Raw genomic sequence first — 21,284 nt, 5'->3', positions numbered from 1 at the left:
TTGAGTGTTAATTTCAAGATGAAGGTTTTTATTTGTCTGGTAGTTGCTTACTCTAATCTATACAATTATTCTTATAAAAGTATTAAGAAAAACAAGTTATTAGTGTAAGAGTGGAACTTTGTGAATAATTTTGTTATTACATTAATTTTTAATTTTTAATTTTGCATGTATAAATATCTGTGTTTGAATAGGTATAATGGAATTTAACATAAAAAAACAAACTTATTTTTATTAATAGCATATAAATTATAGTTTCTTTTATTTTTTAAATCATCCTTCAAATTCCCCCAAATACTATGAATAGAATTTTACTTTTTTTTACCGCCGTTTTTTTAGGTCCATTATTTTCTTTTGGGCAATCACAGACATTTCCTGCATCCGGAACTTTCTCGGCTCCAGCTGGTGTTGCCTCGGTCACTGCTGAGTGCTGGGGAGCGGGAGGAGGAGGAGGAGGAGCTAATTTTTTTGCAGCTGCTGGTGGTGGTGGTGGTGGTGCTTATGCTAAAAAACTTGCTATTCCCCTAGTTTTGGGAACGAGTTATACTGTTACTGTAGGTTTGGGTGGTTCAGGTGGTACAAATAGTCCTACTGACGGTTCTTCTGGCGGTTCAAGCTGGTTTGTGTCAAATGTAACAGTTCTTGCAATAGGTGGTGGTGGTGGAAAACAAGCAAGTTTTTTTGGAAATGGTGCAGGTGCTGCAGCTGTAACTTCTGGTAATGTAGGTGGATCATCTAATTTTTATGGAGGCTCTGGAGATGATGGTAATGTGGGTTCAAATTATTCGGGAGGAGGAGGAGGAGGAGCCAATTCAACTGCTAGTGGGAATCCTGCTAATCAAAATAATGGAGGTGCGCCAAATAGTGACGGTGGAAAAGGAGGTGATGGAGTTACAACAAATACGATAAGTAATCCTGGTTTAATCACTGGTGGCGGTGGAGGTGGTGCAGGTTATACACATGCTGGAGGTAAGGGTGGAGATGGTCAGGTAAAAATTTCTTGGACTTGCCCTACATATAGTCTTACAGGTGTTTCAGTTTCTCCAACTACTGTGTGTTCAGGAAGTACCACTACAATTAATTTAACAGGATCAGCCGCAGGGCTTCCAAAAGGAATTTATACAGTTACTTATGATGCTGGTTCAGCTACCAATTTAACTGCTACTATGACTGTTACAACAGCTGGTGCAGGTAGTTTTACTTCAGCGGTTTTAAGTACTGCTGGGGCAAATGCTATAAAGATAACAAAATTAGAATCAGGCCCAGTAGGAGGTTCATGTCCTGTTACTATTTCTATTACTACTACCGTAACAGTAAGAGCGTTATTTACTTCGGGAGCTATCAATACTACAGGAGAAACGATTTGTAACGGAGGTACACCAGCTACAACTATTGGAAGTGCCACAGCAGCCAGTGGCGGGGATACTACAATTACCTATTCATGGAGATCTTCTGCTGATGGTTATGTGGCTGCTATATCCGGAGCTACAAGTGCTAGCTATTTACCGCCATCAGGCTTGACAACAACAACTAGTTACCGCCGTTATGCTAAAGACGGAACTTGTAACACTACTCCGTTAGTCGCTACAGGAACTTGGACCGTAACAGTAAGAGCTTTATTTACTTCAGGAGCTATCAATACAACAGGCGAAACGATTTGTAATGGAGGTACACCAGCAACTACTGTAGGCAGTGCAACAGCAGCCAGTGGAGGTGATACTACAATTACCTATTCATGGAGATCTTCTGCTGATGGTTATGTGGCTGCGATATCCGGAGCTACAAGTGCTAGCTATTTACCACCATCAGGCTTGACAACAACAACTAGTTACCGCCGTTATGCTAAAGACGGAACTTGTAACACTACTCCATCAGTAGCTACAGGAACTTGGACCGTAACAGTAAGAGCTTTATTTACTTCAGGAGCTATCAATACAACAGGCGAAACGATTTGTAACGGAGGTACACCAGCAACTACTATTGGAAGTGCAACAGCAGCCAGTGGAGGTGATACTACAATTACCTATTCATGGAGGTCTTCTGCTGATGGTTATGTGGCTGCTATATCCGGAGCTACAAGTGCTAGCTATTTACCACCAACAGGCTTGACAACAACAACTAGTTACCGCCGTTATGCTAAAGACGGAACTTGTAACACTACTCCGTTAGTCGCTACAGGAACTTGGACCGTAACAGTAAGAGCTTTATTTACTTCAGGAGCTATCAATACAACAGGCGAAACGATTTGTAATGGAGGTACACCAGCAACTACTATAGGCAGTGCAACAGCAGCCAGTGGAGGTGATACTACAATTACCTATTCATGGAGGTCTTCTACTGATGGTTATGTGGCTGCTATATCCGGAGCTACAAGTGCTAGCTATTTACCACCAACAGGCTTGACAACAACAACTAGTTACCGCCGTTATGCTAAAGACGGAACTTGTAACACTACTCCGTTAGTCGCTACAGGAACTTGGACCGTAACAGTAAGAGCTTTATTTACTTCAGGAGCTATCAATACAACAGGCGAAACGATTTGTAACGGAGGTACACCAGCAACTACTATTGGAAGTGCAACAGCAGCCAGTGGAGGTGATACTACAATTACCTATTCATGGAGGTCTTCTGTTGATGGTTATGTGGCTGCGATATCCGGAGCTACAAGTGCTAGCTATTTACCGCCATCAGGCTTGACAACAACAACTAGTTACCGCCGTTATGCTAAAGACGGAACTTGTAACACTACTCCATCAGTAGCTACAGGAACTTGGACCGTAACAGTAAACCCAAATATACCAGCCAGTGTCAATATATCGGCGTTACCATTGGGGGCAATTTGTGCAGGAACATCGGTAACTTTTACCGCTGCACCAACTAACGGAGGAACAACACCAACCTATAAATGGTACAAAGGAGGGGTTTTAATTCCAAGTGAAACAGCAGATACATATACAACAACTACTTTGGCAAATGGAGACGCAATTACTTGCGAAATGACATCGAATGCTACTCCTTGTTTAACAGGAAGCCCAGCAATTTCAAATGTTGTGACTATGACAGTCAACGCCCTACCAACAGCCCCAACGATAAGTTCCAAAACAGACATAAGCTGTACAGTAAGTACCGGCAGTGTTACTTTGGGAGGCTTACCTAGTGGTACATGGACAATTAATCCTGGTCCTGGCGCAATTTCAGACACAGGAACCTCTTATACCGTTACAGGTTTGGCTGTAAACAGTTATACCTTTACGGTAGCAGACGGAAATGGTTGTCCATCAGCACCATCGGCTTTTGTTTCGATATTGGACTCCTCGTCTACAACTTGGAACGGTACAACTTGGACTAACGGAACTCCTAATTCAAGTAAAAGCGCCATAATTGCGTCAGTAACTCCAAACCAGCCATTTACTGCCGATATTGCAGCCTGTGCTTTGACAGTTGATGCGGGTATAATTGTAACGGTTCCATCAGGAGTTACATTAACAATCACTAATGCGGTAACGACCAACGGTCAATTAATTTTCCAGAACGACGCGAGTTTGGTACAAGATGCAGCTACTACTACCAACTCAAATTCGGGAGCTATTGAATACCAGCGTAGCTCGGCACCGATGAAGAATTTCGATTATACGTATTGGTCTTCACCGGTTACGGGACAAAGTGCGCTCGGATTGTCTCCCAATACCTTTCCTGATAAGTATTTTAAGTATAACGGAACTGCTAATGCTTGGGTTTTTTATAATGGAATAATGACGCCGGGAGTGGGCTATATTATCCGCACGCCCAAAGGGGGTATCTGGCCCAATGGAGAAAATGTTGTTTTCCCATACTCACAGCCCGTTGCATTCAAAGGAGTTCCCAACAATGGGGATTACAGCTATGCAGTAGGACCCAACGAATTCAATTTGGTAGGAAATCCTTATCCATCGGCTATAGATGCAGATGAGTTTATGAATGTCAATAGCGATTTATATGCTAGCGGATTGTATTTCTGGACGCACATTACGCCAATAGCGACAAGCGGTCCGAGTTATCAATCAAGTGATTATGCTACTTATAATGGATCAGGTGGAACAGCTGCTTCTACAGGGGGTGCTCCACCATCAGGTCAAATAGCTGCCGGCCAATCGTTTTTTGTGGGTAGTGCTAATATAACAGGCAGTAGTTTTAAATTTACCAACTCGATGCGGGTAGCGGGAAATAACAGTCAGTTTTTCAAAATGTCGAAGACCAAGAAATCGGCAGCAATTGAGAAAAACAGGGTCTGGTTGAACTTGACTAACTCAGGAGGAGCCTTCAAGCAATTGTTGGTTGGTTATATCGCCGGAGCTACCGATGATGTGGATAAATTATACGATGCGGCAAATTTTAACGGCAATACGTATGTTAATTTTTACAGTCTCAATAATGGGAAGAACTATACGATTCAGGGACGAGCAGTGCCTTTTAAAGCCACAGACGAAGTACCATTAGGATATAAAAGCACCATTGAAGGGCCTTTTGAAATAGGTATTGCAAACAGAGACGGTCTATTGGCCAATCAGGAGATTTGGCTGGAGGACAAGAAAACGGCAGTGATGCATGATTTGACCAAAGGGAGTTACAGCTTTACAGCAATAAAAGGCACCGAAAACGATCGTTTTGTGTTGAAATACACCAACAAGACCTTGGGCACCGATGACCATGAAATTGTTGAAAAAGCGTTGAATGTATATGTAAAAAACAAGAAAATCACGATAGTTTCTACAGCCGAAGCTTTGGGAGATGTTTTTGTTTATGATCTGAGAGGAAGATTGCTTTATGAAAACAAAAACACAGACAAAAATGAATTTGTGATACCCAATTTGAATTCTGGTGATCAGTTTTTGATTGTTGTCGTACAATTGGCAAATGGCAAATGGGTCAGCAAGGAAATCGTTTTTTAGAACACAGTCCCACTATTAATTTAATCCCATCTTGTTTATTCAAGGTGGGATTTTTTTATTAATGAACAATCTAACTGCGATTTTTGTCTTGAATTATTATAAAGAAATTTCATATGAATTGTTTTATTATTTATAATATTTCTTATATTGTGCACATATTACGTATTTACACATGGTATTCATTCTAATTTTTTAAAGGTTATTTATGAAGCAAATCGTTTTACTTTTATCCATTCTTTTTTTAAAATCTTTTGGATTTTACGGACAATCTATTTTTTTCAATCCAATTACTGACATTAACCCAAATCTTTCAAACCCTTATACCAATGGGCAAACAGTTGACCCAAATTGCATGGTTTCTGGCATCAGTAGAGGTAACGGAATTTTTGGAAAAAACGCTAATAATAGGTATGATGCCACAAGTTGGAGTTCTACAAATTTAGATTCCAGTAAATACTATGAGTTTTCGATAAATCCAATAGCTGGGAAAAAAATTGATTTTTTGAGTTTTTCTTTTGTAGGACAGGTTTCTGCAAATGGTCCAACACAATTTGCTTTTCGTTCTAGTATAGATGGTTTTGCTACGGATATTGGCACTATTGTAGCTGCAGGTTCTACAGTATCTTTGTCTAATACTGTTTTTCAAAATAGAACAACGACAACAACTTTTAGGATTTATGCTTGGGAGGCAATGGCCGGTACAGGAACTTTTAGTATCAATAGTTTTAATTTCGATGGAAGTACAGGTTGTTTCATCCCAGAATCTCCCTATTTATCAGACATATCTATTTCGTGTTCATCAACATCTTTTGATGTCAATTGGATTAAGTCACTCCAAGCCGATAGTTACATTTTGGATGTTGCTACGGATTCAAGTTTTATAAACCCAGTTGCCGGATATTTCAATATGTTTTTAGCGGATATTGCAAAACAAGATGTCTCAGGGATAATTGCTGGACAAACTTATTATGTCCGTTTGCGAGCAAAGAGTGATTGTGGAATAAGTGATTATTCAAATACAAGTGTTGTTTTTTCACCAGCAACTATTTTTGATGGGATTTCTTGGGACAATGGTGTGCCTGATATCACCAAGAAAGCCATTTTTAATGGAAATGCTGTAATTACTGAGCAATTAAATGCTTGCTCTTGTCAAATCAATTCTGGAGTAAATATATCGGTAGGAATCTCAGGAGCAACAAATTCGGAAGCAATTTTGAATGTCGAGAACGGATTGAATGTTTCGGAAACTGGCTCTTTGGTCTTTGAAAATAATGCAAGTTTGATTCAAGGCAACGATGCAGCAGTGAATATAGGGAAAATTACCTACAAGCGTATTTCTGCTCCAATGAAGAATTTTGATTTTACCTATTGGTCCTCTCCTGTTACTAGCCCAATGCAAACTACAGTTGCATTGTCTCCCAATACTTTGTCAGATAAATATTTTAAATTTGATGGTGGTGCAAACAAGTGGGTTTTGTATACAGGAAGAATGGATGCTGCTGTAGGATATATTATTCGTACACCCAAAGCTGGCCGTTGGGCAAATGGAGAATTAGTAGTTTTTCCTTATTCACAGCCTGTAGCTTTTACTGGAATTCCGAATAATGGTTATTATAATTTTTTTGTTGGAGCCGATCAATATAATTTAATTGGAAATCCATACCCATCCGCTATAGATGCCGATTTGTTTATGACCAACACTAACAATTCTGCAATTATTTGTGGTTCCTTGTATTTTTGGACACATAATACAGCAATAAGTAAAAGTGGTTCTAGTTATATTTATCAATCAAATGATTATGCTGTTTATAACTTAACAGGAGGAACAAAAGGAGCGCCGACAGGCGGTCCGGCTCCATCCGGTCAAATAGCTGCAGGTCAATCTTTTTTTGTGGGTAGCAAAGCAGCAGGGGCTATTGAATTTAACAATTCGATGCGGATTCCGGATGCGACCTCCAACGCACAATTTTACAAGATGTCCAAGACAAAGAAAGAATCAGGTATTGAGAAGAATAGGGTTTGGCTGAATCTGACCAATGCAGGAGGCGCATTCAAGCAACTGTTGGTTGGTTATATCACCGGAGCTACCAATGGTGTGGATAATTTGTATGATGGTGCGAGTTTTGACGGGAATACCTATATTGATTTTTACAGTATTATTAAAGAGGCCAATTTCACGATACAAGGTCGCGCATTGCCTTTCATGAAAACAGATGAAGTAGCTTTGGGATACAAAACGGCAATAGAAGGCACATTTACAATAAGCATCATTCAAACTGATGGGATTTTGAGTAACCAAGCAGTTTTTTTAGAAGATAAAAGTCTGAATGTTTTTCATAATTTAAAAGAAGGCCCTTATACTTTCACTACTTTGAAAGGAACGTTCAACGATCGTTTTGTATTGGTTTATGTTGATAAAACGGTTGCGGTTGGCCCTCCGGTAGAAGTATTAGATCCAAGTTTAGGAAATCTGGATTATAGCAAATCTAGAAACCAAGTTGCTGTATCGGTAGACAATCACCAAATTACCATTAACTCTTTTGAGGAAACGATTGCCAAAGTGATGGTTTATGATTTGAGAGGAAGGTTGCTTTATGAAAAAATCGAAGTAAACAGAAATGAATTTGTAGTTTCTAATATTGTCAGTGGCAAACAAATACTAGTTGTAGTTACAGAATTGAGCAACGGATTGAAAAAGGCTAACGAAATTATTTTTTAGAATAAATTTAATTCTAAAAAAAATAACCCCATTTTCATATTGAAAATGGGGGTTACAAATTATTTCAAAAAGGATTACTTTCCTTTTATAGAAGCTTCTAAATTTTTCTCAATTGTATGTCCAGGTCTTGTCCATTTTGGTTTTTCTCCAAGAGATTCAAATTGTGAATCTGCTGCTTCGACTGTTGGGCGTTGTGCTGCTTTTTTAAATGGTTGTTGAGGTTTTAAACCCAATAAATCAAACATTTTCATGTCTTCATTGACATCAGGATTTGGAGTGGTTAGTAATTTATCTCCAGCAAATATAGAATTAGCCCCAGCCAAAAAGCACATGGCTTGACCTTCTCTACTCATGTTCATTCTTCCTGCCGATAAACGAACTTGTGTATTGGGCATCACAATTCTGGTGGTAGCAACCATTCGAATCATTTCCCAAATTTCTACTGGTTTTTCGTTTTCCATAGGTGTGCCTTCTACAGCGACTAATGCATTGATCGGCACCGATTCTGGTTGTGGGTTTAATGTAGAAAGAGCCACTAGCATTCCCGCTCTGTCTTCGATACTTTCACCCATTCCTATAATTCCACCGCTACAAACAGTAACGCTAGTTTTACGAACATTTTCTATGGTTTGTAAGCGATCTTCAAATCCACGAGTTGATATTACTTCTTTGTAATAATCTTCTGAAGTGTCTAAGTTATGATTGTATGCATATAAACCCGCTTCTGCCAATCGTTGCGCTTGGTTTTCGGTAATCATACCCAAAGTGCAACAAACTTCCATGTCCATTTTGTTAATGGTACGAACCATTTCCAGCACTTGGTCAAACTCAGGGCCATCTTTTACATTTCTCCAAGCAGCTCCCATACATACACGGGATGAACCTCCTGATTTAGCTTGAATAGCTTGTTCTTTTACTTGGTTTACTGACATTAAATTATTGCCTTCAACACCTGTGTTGTATCTGGCAGCTTGGGGGCAATACCCACAATCTTCAGAACATCCACCTGTTTTTATGGAAACCAAAGTTGAAACCTGAACCACGTTTGGGTCATGGTGCTCTCGATGGATTGTAGCCGCTTCAAAAAGCAAATCCATCATAGGTTTATTATAAATTGCAATAATTTCTTCTGTTGTCCAGTTGTGTTTTGTGATACTCATTGATCCTTTATTTTGATGCCCCCAAAAGTAATCAAATTGTTCTAAACAAGCAACGAGCATGTCTTAAAAAGACTTACTCTGAATAGTTTTAAAAAGTAGTTTAATCGGCTACAAATTTGTCATTATAATACAACATTAATAGCATCGTAACAATTACCGAAGAGGCAATTCCCTCAAAAAACAAGGTAAAACAATACATATTAATTGACGGATGTCCTCCAAATAGAAAGGTTTCGGATAAATTTTGGATGTAAGCATCTCCACCTCTCATGTAACTATAAATTAACAACCCAAGAATGCATAAAAAAACACCAACAACCGAAGTAACCGTTGCGGCTATCGCATTGGGGACAAATTTTTTCTTGCCATGTGCAATCCTAGACTTTAAAGTGTCATTTACAGCATAAATGATAAAAAACACATTGAATAATCTCAAATAGAAAAGATCAGATAATCCTAAGAATTCCATTAGAAGAAAATAAGTACCTACAGTTATAAAAATAAAGAACCCATTTTTAATTTCTTTTTTTACTTTCATTTTTTCATTTTTTTTAAGTTAGAATAGAATATGTAATTGAAAGTCAAGTAGTTTGATATAAATTTACAAAAAAAAAGAATACGAATAATAAAAATGATTTAAGAGGGTTTTGTCCCTAATACTTTCAATGGGGATGTTATTTATTTAATTTGGAATTGCTGAGGCAGTTTTTTAATTGAGATAGAATGAATCTCAATTGTTGTCAAAATAAGTCAAAGCTGCAATTTTGTCTTTCTCTATTTGTTCTTTCAAAAGCGTAACGGATTCAAATTTTACTTCAGATCGAATTCTTTCTAAAATAGAAACCGTGATTTTTTGATCGTATAAATCTTCATTAAAATCGAAGTAATTGATTTCAATGGTTTGAATTTTGCCTTCAACTGTTGGATTAAAACCAATATTCATCATTCCGAAAACAGTTTTTGAGCCGAATGTACTTTTTACAATATAAACTCCATTTTGAGGAATTAGTTTAAAATTTTCTTTAATTTTTAGATTGGCTGTTGGAAAGCCAATTGTTCTTCCTAACTGTTTTCCTTTGATTATTGTTCCAGTTAGTGAATAATTATAACCAAGATATTCATTTGCCAAAGCTACATTCCCTTCAATTAAAGCGTTTCTGATTTTGGTAGAACTTACCGATACTTCCTTTATCTCTTGAGCTGATATTTCTTCAACCTCAAAATCATATTGTTTTCCAAAAGCAATCAAATCATCAATATTGGCTGTTCTGTTTCGGCCAAATCGATGATCGTGACCAATTATTATTTTATGAATGTGAAATTGATCGATTAATACATTCTGCACAAATTCATCGGCAGTTAATCTCGAAAAACTTTCGTCAAAAGGATGAATGACTAAGTTTTCAATTCCAATTGCTTCCAATAATTCAATCTTTTCATCAATGGTATTGAGTAATTTTATATCTGAATCCTCTTGGAGCACCATGCGTGGATGCGGAAAAAAAGTAAGTACAACACTTTCAAATTTCCCGTTCTCGGTATTTTGAGTTAATTTTTCCAAGATTTTCTTGTGTCCAAAATGTACACCGTCAAAAGTACCTAAAGTAAGTATCGTTTTTTTTACAGTTCCGTTTGTTGAAACTTGGAAATCGTTTATAGAATGAAAAATCTTCAAAGTGCTTTTTTTTAATAATTTGCAAATTTATACTATCTATTCTAAAAAGAGCATAAGAGGTTTCTAATTTATGCTTTTTTGGCAATTATATTTAAAAATAGTGGTTAAAAAAAGTGTTTATTAGTTTCAATTTGTGGTGTTTTCTTAAAACAATTCTAAATTGTTGCTTATTCCTTTTAAAAATATTTAATTTTGCTGTTCAAAATTTATGGAAATGAATAGATTACTACTTTTTATTGGAGTTTTTGTCTTTGGTTTTATAGGATATTCACAAGAGAAAAACTTTTGGAAAGAAGTTGGTAGTTCTCAGATTTCTTATTCTCAAAGACTTGAAAACAAATCAACGGATGCGAATCAAAAATTGTTTTTTCAACTCAATGAAGGGGAATTTAAACAGTCATTAAATGGTTTGTATGGTAAATCCAATATAGATAAAGGAGTTCGAATTTCTATACCTAACAATACTGGCAAAATAGAACAATTTGTAGTGGTAGAATCATCTAATTTTGATCCTGAATTGCAAGCACAATATCCCGAAATCAGAGCTTTTTCCGGAATTGGAATTACAGACCCTAAAGCTTCAATCAATTTTAGCATTTCCCCAAATGGAATTCAAACTATGGTTTTAAGAGGAGATAGCGGTTCGGAATTTATTGAGCACTTGGCTGATAATAAATCATTATATGTAGTTTTGACTTCAAAGAGCAGGGACAAAGGCATTTTGCCCTTGACATGTAAAACGGAGGATGTGAGAATGAATAAGGATTTGGTAAAAAAAACAAGTTTATTGAAATCAAATAATGGTGTTTTTAAAACCATGCGATTGGCACTTTCTTGTACAGGTGAATATGCCCAATATTTTGGAGGAACAGTTGCGGGTGCTTTGGCAGGAATGAATGCTACAATGAGCAGAGTTAATGGTATTTTTAATAAAGATTTGGCTCTAAAGTTGATTATTATTGGCAATGACACCAATATTATTTATACTAATCCTGTTACGGATCCATATTCGGATGCTACCCAAGGTGTAACTACTGTTTCTGGTTGTACCGGGGACTGCCCGGATACTTGGAATGAAGAAGTGCAAAGTACAATAACGAATAAGATTGGGGAAGGCAATTATGATATTGGCCAATTATTTGGAGCTTCAGGAGGTGGAGGTAATGCCAGTTGCATTGGCTGCGTTTGTGATCCATTGTCTAGTACAATTTCAAAACCAGTTTATAGTTTAGGCAAAGGCAGTGGCTATACCTCTCCAGCAGATAGTAAGCCAGAAGGAGATACATTTGATATTGATTTTGTGGCGCACGAAATGGGTCATCAGTTGGGAGCCAATCACTCTTTTTCTTTTGAGGTAGAAGGAACAGGTGTGAGTGTAGAACCAGGCAGTGGTTCTACAATTATGGGCTATGCAGGTATTACTGATTATAATGTTCAAAGCCAGTCGGATGATTATTTTACCTATGCCAGTATTTTACAAATTCAGGATAATTTGGCTACTAAATCTTGTCCTATTAGTACAGCATTGACCAATCAAACCCCAACAGTAAATGCAGGATTAGATTATACCATACCAAAAAATACTGCTTTTGTATTGAAAGGTGCAGGATCGGATCCGAATGGAAATAAAATGACTTATTGTTGGGAACAATACAATTCGGCAGACAGTAGTCAGAGTGACGGAAACAGTATTGCATATGATACAAAACCCAATGGACCCAATTTCAGATCGGTTTTGCCGAGCAGTTCTTCAAATCGATACATGCCTGCCTTAAATAAAGTTTTGGTAGGTCAATTGAGTTCAACATGGGAGTCGGTTTCTTCTATAGCGAGAACAATGACATTTGCTTTTACCGCTAGAGAAAATGCCGCTATCGGTTTAGGACAAACCAATACGGATATTATGAATGTCACAGTGAATGCAACTAAGGGACCATTTACCATCACTTCTCAAAATGCAACTGATGCTAGTTGGGTTTTAGGGTCTTCACAAACTATTACTTGGAATGTTAACGGGACAACTTCTTTAGTAGGTTCTGCCAATGTAAATATTAAATTATCTACAGATGGAGGTTTGACTTTTCCAACTGTTTTGGCTGCAAATACACCAAATGATGGCTCAGAGGTTGTAACTGCGCCAATGACGGCGGCTAAGAACTGTAGAATTTTGATTGAGCCTACTGCAAATATTTATTATGCCGTAAACAGTAAGCCTTTTGCATTGGGATACGCTATAGCAACTTCGTGTAGTTCTTATACATTTGCCGCGCCATTTGCTATTCCGGAATCAGCAACTTTTGCTGAAAAAACGATAGTGGTTCCTGCTTCTTCAACAGAAATTGTAGATGTAAATGTAAACGTAAAGTTCACACATACTTATCTGGGAGATGTTTTAATAGAAATGGTGAGTCCAACTGGAACGACAGTAAAGTTATTTGATGGTTCCTGTGGTGCGACCGATAGCAGCCTGACTATTACCTATGATGATTTAGGAGACGCCCTTACTTGTGGGGAGACTATTCAGCAAACGGTTGCACCCGCTCAACTGTTGTCTGCTTTTAATGGAGAAAATCCCCAAGGCACTTGGAAACTAAGAGTTAGAGACAAAGGTGTTGGCGACACTGGAACTTTGGATTCGGCTTCTATAACCATATGCTCCAGTGCTTATAATACTTTGGCTACCCCAAGTTTTGATATAACAGATTTTGTATTGTATCCCAATCCGAATAAAGGAAATTTCGCAATTCGCTTTGCAAGTCCAAATACAACAGACATTCAAGTTTTGGTAAATGATATGTTAGGGCGAAAAATATATCAAAGAAAATATAAAAATACGGGCGATTTCAATGAAAACATTCAGTTGGTTAATGCGCCTGTTGGTGCTTATATAGTTACGGTTATTGATGGAGATCGAAAAGGGGTTTCTAAAATTATAGTCGAATAATTTGATTTTAAGTTTATAAAAAAGGGAGGCAAATTTGATTGTCTCCCTTTTTTTATTTTCCGTTAAAGGTTGTCATAGTGTTTTCCAGTCCAGCTGCTCCGAATGATTTTATAATTTCGGAAGCCAGCTCGAGCCTTTCGGGAAGTTTTGCTTTTTCAGTATCATCCCAGTCGCCAAGAACATAATCGACTTGCTGTCCTTTTTTGAATTCATCACTGATGCCAAAACGGAATCGGGTGTATTCTTGTGTATTCAGAACGAGATTGATGTTTTTGAGTCCGTTGTGTCCTCCGTCGCTGCCCTTTTTTCGGATGCGAATGGTTCCGAATGACAAGTTTAAATCATCGGTAATTATAAAAATATTTTCCAGTGGAATATTTTCTTTGTCCATCCAATATTTTACGGCTTTTCCGCTCAAATTCATATAAGTATTGGGCTTCAGAAGCAGAAAGGTTCTTCCTTTGAATTTGTATTCGGCAAGTGCGCCTAATTTTACGGTTTCGAATGAGATTCCTTCTTTCTTGGCTAGGAAATCAACGATTTTGAAACCAATGTTGTGTCGGGTGTTTACGTATTCGGAGCCGATGTTGCCAAGGCCAACGATTAAAAATTTCTTACTCACGTTTTTTATTGTTTTTTGGTGTTCGTGAACCTCCGGTTTCATATTATCTGTGTTCTCTGCTGTTTTTGGTGATGAAAACAGGTTTTGTATCCATTTTATCATGGTGCAAAAATAGGGTAAAAAGAATAAAGAGAAAAGTGTTAAGAAGAAAGAACCAAGAGAATTGAACCAAGAGAAATGTAAAATTATTCTAAATTCTAAATTTTGAATTTTTGAATTGATTTTAAGAATACTTCCAAAAATAGACGATGCTTCCCTTTTAGCCCCGATGGGAGGGAAAATCCTTTTATTTTTTCCTTTAAAAAATAAAAGATTTGGAACCCCGATAGCTATCGGGGGCGAGGAATGCATGTTTTCTAAAAATGCCCAATCTTTCGCTTCTATTCAAAAAAAAAGCACCAGTTGTGAAACTGATGCTTTTGATATAGATTGAAAAAGTATTATTTTTTCTTTTTTGCAGGAGCTTTTGCTGCTTTTGCTGCTTCTTGAGCTGCTTTCATAGCGGCACGAGAGATCTTCACTTGACAAATTACTGTATTGTCTGGAGCAAGGATTTTGAAGTTTGGTGTTGGCACTTTAGTAACATATAATTTGTTACCCATGTCAAGAGGAGTAATGTCTGCTTCAACGAAATCTGGAAGATTTTTTGGCAAAGCTCTTACTTTTAATTTACGGTTGTTAACACGTAATTCACCACCTGCTAAAACTCCTTTTGAGTTACCAGTGATTTTTACTGGAACTTCCATAGTGATTTCTTTGTCATCAAAGATTTGAAAGAAGTCAATATGTAAAATTTTGTCTGATACTGGGTGAACTTGAATATCTTGCAAAATGGCGTTGAATGATTTTCCAGTACCAAGCTCAATCACAACTGTGTGCGCGTTTGGAGTGTAAACCAAGTTCTTGAAAGCTATAACTTCCGCTTGAAAATGAACTGCCTGATTTCCTCCGTATAATACGCAAGGAACCAATCCAGCATTACGTAAGGCTTTAGTTGCTACTTTGCCCACGCTTTCTCTTTCTGATCCTTTAATTGTAATCGATTTCATTGTAAATATTTATATAGTTATTAATTAAACTCTTGTTTGTATTAGCTTTTGTTTTGGTGTAACGAATTACATTAAAAACTTCCCGCTAATGGAATTGTTGTGGTGCACCATGTGCATTACTTCGGCAAAAAGCGGTGCACAACTCACTACTCTTATTTTATTAGATTGTTTTTTTAACGGAATAGAATCGGTTACGATTAGTTCCAACAATTTTGAATTTTCTATTTTTTCGTAAGCAGCACCCGATAAAATGGCGTGCGTACAAATGGCTCTAACGCTCAAGGCTCCTTTTTCAATCATTAAATCGGCGGCTTTCGCCAAAGTTCCTCCTGTGTCAATCATGTCATCCACTAAGATTACATTTTTGCCTTTTACTTCTCCGATAAGCTCCATTGTTTCGATAACGTTGGCGGCTTTTCTTTGTTTGTAACAGATTACTACTTCAGAATTTAGGAATTTAGAATAAGCGTAAGCTCTCTTTGATCCTCCCATATCTGGTGAAGCAATCATTAAATTATCAAGACCTAAACTTTCTACGTATGGTAAAAAGATTGTGGATGCAAAAAGGTGATCTACTGGTTTCTCGAAGAATCCTTGTATTTGATCTGCATGCAAATCCATGGTCATTATTCTTGTTGCTCCTGCAGCGTCCAGTAAATTAGCTACTAGTTTGGCTCCAATCGGCACTCTTGGCTTGTCTTTTCTGTCTTGTCTCGCCCAACCGAAGTAAGGGATTACAGCAGTAATGTGTCTTGCTGAAGCGCGTTTTGCCGCGTCAATCATCAATAATAATTCCATTAAATTATCTGCAGTTGGAAAAGTGGAGCAAACAATAAAAACACGTAACCCTCTGATAGACTCTTCATAAGAAGGCTGGAATTCACCATCACTATAGGTAGACATGGTAACTTTCCCCATTGGGATACCGTATTCTTTTGCAATTTTCTCTGCAAGATATTCACTTTTTGAACAAGCAAAAATTTTAGCTTCTGGTTCTAGGTGTGACATTTAATTTGTTGTTTTGTAGTTAGTTGAGTGTTCCGTTTTTTAGGAGGTGCAAATTTATAAAATTTATTCAACTCTGAAAGGAAAAATTTAAGTATTTTTATTAGAATGTTTAAAAATATTTTTTACATTTGCACCGTGTTAAAGGAAAAGATAATTGTTAATATTGATTGTCTCTTTATTGCGTTGAAATAATTGTTTATTATTTCATGTCTAGCTAAGCCCGGATGGCGGAATTGGTAGACGCGCTGGTCTCAAACACCTGTGGGAAACCGTGCCGGTTCGACTCCGGCTCCGGGTACTTTAAAAACCTCTAAAACCTTATAAGTAAGGAATTTAGAGGTTTTTTGTTTTTAAACTTGTACAATTTTTGTATTGTTCGGTTAATAATTAGGTTATTTTGTTTTAATGAGTTCGTTTTATAATGAAAGTATAAATTATTAATTCTAAGTGTTCTCTGATTAACAGAAGGTAGAAAGGGAATATCATTATGTTACATATTGCAACATTTACTTGCCAAAACACATGGCGACAAAAATATAAAAGTATTTCAATAATCTTTCCATTTTCATACTTATCTTTCTTTTTTCATTCTTTTTCACAGCAAGATTTGACCTATATTCGACCTAGAATATTACAGTGTTTAAAAGTCATGTCTTAAAATATTACTTGAAAGCACACCCGTCTCTGTATTATAGGTTAAATCGGCTTGGTAATAACTGTCAGTGCAAATGAATAAGGCGATACCAGTTTTGTTTACCAAGACTTCTTCAGTTTCAACATCTATAACCTTGATAGTAACACTTTGAATGCCAGTTCCCCTGCCGATATTTTGATTGTTGATGTCGAAATTATTAAGTGTGAGTTTAACCGCAAGATTTGTACCTCCGGTAGTTGTTTCATCACTTATAGATTGGTTGTTGCTTCCATTAAATGTATTTGAATCAATAATGACTCCATCAGAAGTGTACTCTGCTTTAATAGCATAAGAGTTTGTAGAAACGTCGCAGGTATTTGTTATAGCATTTCCTGTAAGTAAGATTTTATATTGCTTTGGGTTCGGGTTTGTATTTTCGTTATTGTCATCACTTCCAGAGCAGGAAAGCAAAAAGATCATTAATAATGCCATTAAGAGTAATCGTAAATTTTTCATTTTTGTTAGTTTTGGTTTTAATTATTGAATCTATTTATCAAATTTTTTGTTCAGTATTTCAGATTTCTCATTTGTAGCAATTCCAGAACCAGAAACTATTAAAGCAATAGATGGAAATATAAATCCAAATAGAATCCATATCCATGAGTTACCATAATTGTATGGTGCAAGCGCATTACATAGGTTTGCACCTACCAACTTTTGAATAAACATTAATACAATCGCTGTTATTAGCATGCCTGTACTCATATAAGCGAAAGAGTATTCAGCAGTTAAGAGTAGCAAGAATACAACCCCAATGCATAATGCTTTAGTTCTTTCTTTTTTGACAGAATTATATTCAATGTAGTCTTCGCTTGTTGGAGTGATTTCAGGTGTATTTATACATTCATCAGGCTTAACTTTATAGAAGTTTGCAGTTTTCTGACTCGCTGTTCTGAAAAATCTCAACAACACGTTATTTTTTATTGACCAATTCTTAAGAGTTGACTTAATGTTTTCATCTGTTTTGTAGAGATAACAGTATATTCCAATAGCAAGAGACAGAAATAGAATTATTGTAGCCCTTTCTAATGATAACCAATCCCATATGACATAATACTCTGATAAAGGGATGCTTATTTGATTCTCGCTATAATACGCAATTAAAGCATAATCATAAGGAGCCTTAATTAGAAAGCTTAAGGGTAAACTTAATACACTAATTAGAATGATAGTGATTGGTATTTTTTTGTTCTGTATTTGATTCATGTGTAAGTTTAGTTTAAAGGTTCTGTATTAAATTCATATGTTATCTTAAACGATAACCAAATAAGCAAAAATAACACAAATTTTGACTTATCATAAATGATAATCAGAAATTTGGAAAACGCTTTGCAAATAAGGGTTGGGAAACGTATTCAGGAAATTCGAATTGAGAAAGAAATGTCTCAACAGGATTTAGCTGCCAAATGTAATTTTGAAAAAAGTAACATGTCTAGATTAGAAGCAGGAAGAGCAAATGCAACCTTAACTACTATTCAGATTGTGGCGAATGCTTTGAATGTTCCTGCAATAGAACTCTTCAGATTTAAATAAAAGGCTATTAATAATAATATTGAGAAGATTCAATTTATATTTTATTGAAAATTCATCCAGATTTAAAGCAGTCTTACGCTTTTACTATTTCAAATTAATCCTTCATTGGAAAAACTGTAATAACCATTTTTTGTAACTATTAAATGGTCAAGCAATACAATATCAAGAAATTCTGAACACTTTTTAATCTTCTTTGTCAAGGTAATATCTATATCACTTGGTTGTAATTTTCCTGAAGGGTGATTATGTGAAATGATAATTCCTGTGGAATTACATTTTAAAGCGACTGCAAAAAGTAATCTTACATCAACCACTGTTCCGGTAGTACCTCCTTTTGATAATGAATAAATCCCTAAAGTTTCATTAGACCTGTTAAGGAGAATTACTTTAAATTCTTCCTGTAATTCAATAGTATCTTTACACCATGAATTGACTAATAATTCAAAAGCAATTTGAATACTCGTTATTTTAATCTTATTGTAGTTGTTAGTTCTGTACGAGACGTGTATCTCTGCTAATTCATTAATCATAATATAAGTTTTTTATAAAAAATCCCCCTTACAATCCACTTCTCATTCTAGTGATAAGAGTACTTATGTAAAAGGGATTATTTTGGTTAATGTGTTAATGCTCCATTAGTAGAAAAAGAATTTCCTACCGGAACATTCTCCATAAAGCCTTCAATTGTTAAATTGCTCTTCTCAACTTTAGCAGTTTGATTGCCTTCTTCAACATACTGAAATCTGTGTGACAACATTACAACTTCACCTGTTTCCTTAATTACATATTTATAAGGTTCACAAGTTACTTTCTCAATCTTTCCTGATACCTCAGTTCCAATTAAAGATTGACAAGTCAGTTCATCAAACGTTGATGAAATTGATGTTTTTCTCGCAGTCATATAAAACTGCCCAGTTTCTTGGGATTTAATCACTTCAATCCCACCTTGTAGTTCCAAAACAAAGAATTCTTTTCCTTCCTCTGTTTGTCTTTTTTGATAGTTTACAATTCTTACCATTACTTTAATTTTTGAGTTAAACGTTTAAAAACAAAACAACTCTTAGGCAAAGGATAAACATAGCTATCAACTTATGTTTTCATCTGCGGACTAAAATTTATTCTGTTCTTGAAATGGGTGGGGGTCTTGTAATTGCTTTGGAGGGAGCGGGGGGGTGTTTAGTAGGGTGGTTCTCGTAAAAAAAACAACTCAAATTTTTGGTATAATAAAAAATAAATACTTTAAGCATAAATTTTAAAATATGCTTAAACTTTTACCCATAATTAAGCTCCAATTAGAGCTTCGCATGTTTTTTGATCGAATGTTGAAGAATTGTCGCTTTGTTGGCACCAGCATATAACTTGCCAGTTTCTTTGCTCTTACCCATTGTTATTCCTCCTTGAAATTCTAACACAAAGAATTCTTTACCTTCTTCTGTTTCTCTTTTTTTTGTAACTAATAATTCGTACCATTTTTTCTAATTTTTGAGTTAAACATTTTCTTGACAAAGACTTTTACAACTTTTAGACACACAGCTATCAACTCGTGTTCTCATATTTTGCTGGTAAAATTTGTTCTTTGTCGAGTATGGGTGGGGGTTTTGTATTGGTTTGGGAGGGGGGGCTGTTTTGGCAGGGTAATCAAGTCTGTTAAAAAAGCGTGAAAAAATATACAAAAAAACAAAAGTGCAGTATATTTAATTTTTTTAATATTTGTCAATCAACATCCTGATGGTTTCAAAAGGTTTTTAATATTCATTGTTATAATCAAACCATCAGGACATCAAACCATCAGGACTGTGTATAACTAAAAAAAAATGAAGAAAAATTTTCAAAATATGCATATATTTGATTATGATTAAAGATATAAGCATATACAATTATAAATCTATTAGAAAAATAGATAATTTACCTTTAAATAATATCAATATTTTAATTGGGTCAAATGGTGTTGGTAAAAGTAATTTTATTTCATTTCTGACTCTTTTGAAAGAGATTGCTAACAGGAATTTACAGGAATATGTTGCAGATAAGGGAGGAGCAAACAATATAATTCATTTCGGAGTTAAAAAATCTACTTTTTTAGCAGGACATATTATATTCCACAATAACAATGCATATGAGTTTGCATTAAAACCAAATGACGAGGATACTTTTTATTTTTCAAATGAGGTTGCTGCTTTTTTCTCTAATGGGTGGCATAAATATGGTATGAAAAATTATGGGTATAAAGAGTCTAATCTTAATCAATTATCGCAAGAGCATAAAGACAAAAGAGGCTACGGTGGTATTCCTGAGTATGTTAGAATGGCTCTTTCCACTTTTGAAATATATCATTTTCATGACACAAGTTCAAAATCTCCTATAAAACAAAATTGTGACATTCATGACAATAGATTTTTAAGAAAAGATGGTAGTAATCTGGCGGCATTCCTTTTTTTACTTAAAATGCAAAACCCTAAATCTTTAGCATTAATAGAAAATGTTATAAAGCAAATAGCACCTTTTTTTGATACCTTCATACTTGAACCGATGAGGTTAAATACTGAAAAAATTAGGCTTGAATGGCGTGAGAAAGGGAGTGATGAATATTTTAATGCTCATCATTTTTCTGATGGAACAATAAGAATGATTGCTTTAACAACTTTGCTTTTGCAACCAGACCCGCCAAAAACTATAATTATAGATGAGCCTGAATTAGGCTTACATCCCGCGGCTATTAATTTATTAGCTAATTTAATTAAAAGAACATCAAAAAAGAATCAAGTCATTATATCTACACAATCAGTTACATTGATTAATCAATTTTCAATTGACGATATAATTATTGTAGAGAGAGAAAGCAAAAATACAACCTTCAAGAGGTTAAGCCCTGAGCAAATTGAAACTTGGCTCGAAGATTATAGTCTTGGAGAAGCTTGGGAAAAAAATATTTTAGGAGCAAGACCTTAATCATTT

The 21,284-nt window shown here is 35.8% G+C and carries 15 protein-coding genes and 1 tRNA gene; 6 read left to right on the top strand and 10 right to left on the bottom strand.

Annotated elements, in window-relative coordinates:
- Nucleotides 1–296: 296 nt before the first annotated feature.
- Together OLM57_RS03635 and OLM57_RS03630 are read left to right on the top strand one after the other, a co-directional pair.
- Nucleotides 297–4,925 (top strand): T9SS sorting signal type C domain-containing protein, encoded by a 4,629-nt coding sequence (locus OLM57_RS03635; protein ID WP_264565880.1) that lies wholly within the window; start codon nt 297–299, stop codon nt 4,923–4,925.
- Nucleotides 4,926–5,130: 205 nt separating this feature from the next.
- Entirely contained in the window at nt 5,131–7,644 is a 2,514-nt protein-coding gene (locus OLM57_RS03630; RefSeq protein WP_264565879.1) for a T9SS sorting signal type C domain-containing protein, read from the top strand.
- Nucleotides 7,645–7,718: 74 nt separating this feature from the next.
- Here OLM57_RS03630 and bioB read toward each other — a convergent pair whose 3' ends face one another.
- From bioB to OLM57_RS03615, 3 genes are all read right to left on the bottom strand, one after another.
- Nucleotides 7,719–8,804 (bottom strand): biotin synthase BioB, encoded by a 1,086-nt coding sequence (gene bioB / locus OLM57_RS03625; protein WP_264565878.1) that lies wholly within the window; start codon nt 8,802–8,804, stop codon nt 7,719–7,721.
- Nucleotides 8,805–8,904: 100 nt separating this feature from the next.
- Nucleotides 8,905–9,342, bottom strand: coding sequence for a hypothetical protein (locus OLM57_RS03620; protein ID WP_264565877.1), 438 nt, complete (start codon nt 9,340–9,342; stop codon nt 8,905–8,907).
- 192 nt (nt 9,343–9,534) lie between these two features.
- Nucleotides 9,535–10,479, bottom strand: a complete 945-nt coding sequence (locus OLM57_RS03615; RefSeq protein WP_264565876.1) for a bifunctional riboflavin kinase/FAD synthetase — start codon at nt 10,477–10,479, stop codon at nt 9,535–9,537.
- Nucleotides 10,480–10,693: 214 nt separating this feature from the next.
- Here OLM57_RS03615 and OLM57_RS03610 point away from each other — a divergent pair, with 214 nt between their 5' ends.
- The gene (locus OLM57_RS03610) at nt 10,694–13,423 is read left to right on the top strand and encodes a reprolysin-like metallopeptidase (RefSeq protein ID WP_264565875.1); all 2,730 of its coding nucleotides are present in this window, start codon (nt 10,694–10,696) and stop codon (nt 13,421–13,423) included.
- 52 nt (nt 13,424–13,475) lie between these two features.
- On the opposite strand, the gene pth is transcribed toward OLM57_RS03610, so the two are convergent.
- From pth to OLM57_RS03595, 3 genes are all read right to left on the bottom strand, one after another.
- Entirely contained in the window at nt 13,476–14,147 is a 672-nt protein-coding gene (gene pth, locus OLM57_RS03605) for an aminoacyl-tRNA hydrolase (RefSeq protein WP_264565874.1), read from the bottom strand.
- A 338-nt stretch (nt 14,148–14,485) separates the two neighbouring features.
- On the bottom strand, nt 14,486–15,094 hold the full coding sequence (locus OLM57_RS03600) for a 50S ribosomal protein L25/general stress protein Ctc (RefSeq protein WP_264565873.1): 609 nt from the start codon (nt 15,092–15,094) through the stop codon (nt 14,486–14,488).
- Between the two features lie 66 nt (nt 15,095–15,160).
- The gene (locus tag OLM57_RS03595; protein ID WP_077377844.1) at nt 15,161–16,102 is read right to left on the bottom strand and encodes a ribose-phosphate pyrophosphokinase; all 942 of its coding nucleotides are present in this window, start codon (nt 16,100–16,102) and stop codon (nt 15,161–15,163) included.
- Between the two features lie 218 nt (nt 16,103–16,320).
- Here OLM57_RS03595 and OLM57_RS03590 point away from each other — a divergent pair.
- Nucleotides 16,321–16,400 (top strand) — tRNA-Leu (locus tag OLM57_RS03590).
- Between the two features lie 342 nt (nt 16,401–16,742).
- Here OLM57_RS03590 and OLM57_RS03585 read toward each other — a convergent pair.
- Together OLM57_RS03585 and OLM57_RS03580 are read right to left on the bottom strand one after the other, a co-directional pair.
- The gene (locus OLM57_RS03585) at nt 16,743–17,252 is read right to left on the bottom strand and encodes a hypothetical protein (protein WP_264565872.1); all 510 of its coding nucleotides are present in this window, start codon (nt 17,250–17,252) and stop codon (nt 16,743–16,745) included.
- A 30-nt stretch (nt 17,253–17,282) separates the two neighbouring features.
- Entirely contained in the window at nt 17,283–18,002 is a 720-nt protein-coding gene (locus OLM57_RS03580; RefSeq protein ID WP_264565871.1) for a hypothetical protein, read from the bottom strand.
- 96 nt (nt 18,003–18,098) lie between these two features.
- Here OLM57_RS03580 and OLM57_RS03575 point away from each other — a divergent pair, with 96 nt between their 5' ends.
- Nucleotides 18,099–18,329, top strand: coding sequence for a helix-turn-helix domain-containing protein (locus tag OLM57_RS03575; RefSeq protein WP_264565870.1), 231 nt, complete (start codon nt 18,099–18,101; stop codon nt 18,327–18,329).
- Between the two features lie 89 nt (nt 18,330–18,418).
- Here the strand turns inward: OLM57_RS03575 and OLM57_RS03570 are convergent, their stop codons facing one another.
- Nucleotides 18,419–18,859 carry a JAB domain-containing protein gene (locus OLM57_RS03570; protein WP_264565869.1) on the bottom strand — a complete coding sequence of 147 codons (441 nt, stop codon included), beginning with the start codon at nt 18,857–18,859 and terminating at the stop codon, nt 18,419–18,421.
- A gap of 86 nt (nt 18,860–18,945) precedes the next feature.
- On the bottom strand, nt 18,946–19,347 hold the full coding sequence (locus OLM57_RS03565) for a hypothetical protein (RefSeq protein WP_264565868.1): 402 nt from the start codon (nt 19,345–19,347) through the stop codon (nt 18,946–18,948).
- 833 nt (nt 19,348–20,180) lie between these two features.
- Here OLM57_RS03565 and OLM57_RS03560 point away from each other — a divergent pair.
- Nucleotides 20,181–21,278 (top strand): AAA family ATPase, encoded by a 1,098-nt coding sequence (locus OLM57_RS03560; protein ID WP_264565867.1) that lies wholly within the window; start codon nt 20,181–20,183, stop codon nt 21,276–21,278.
- Nucleotides 21,279–21,284: the final 6 nt, after the last annotated feature.

It is taken from the genome of Flavobacterium sp. N3904 (assembly GCF_025947305.1).
Classification (GTDB): Bacteria; Bacteroidota; Bacteroidia; order Flavobacteriales; family Flavobacteriaceae; genus Flavobacterium.
The sequence above is the reverse complement of the archived record's forward strand: the minus strand, read 5'-3'. Positions and strand labels throughout refer to the sequence as shown.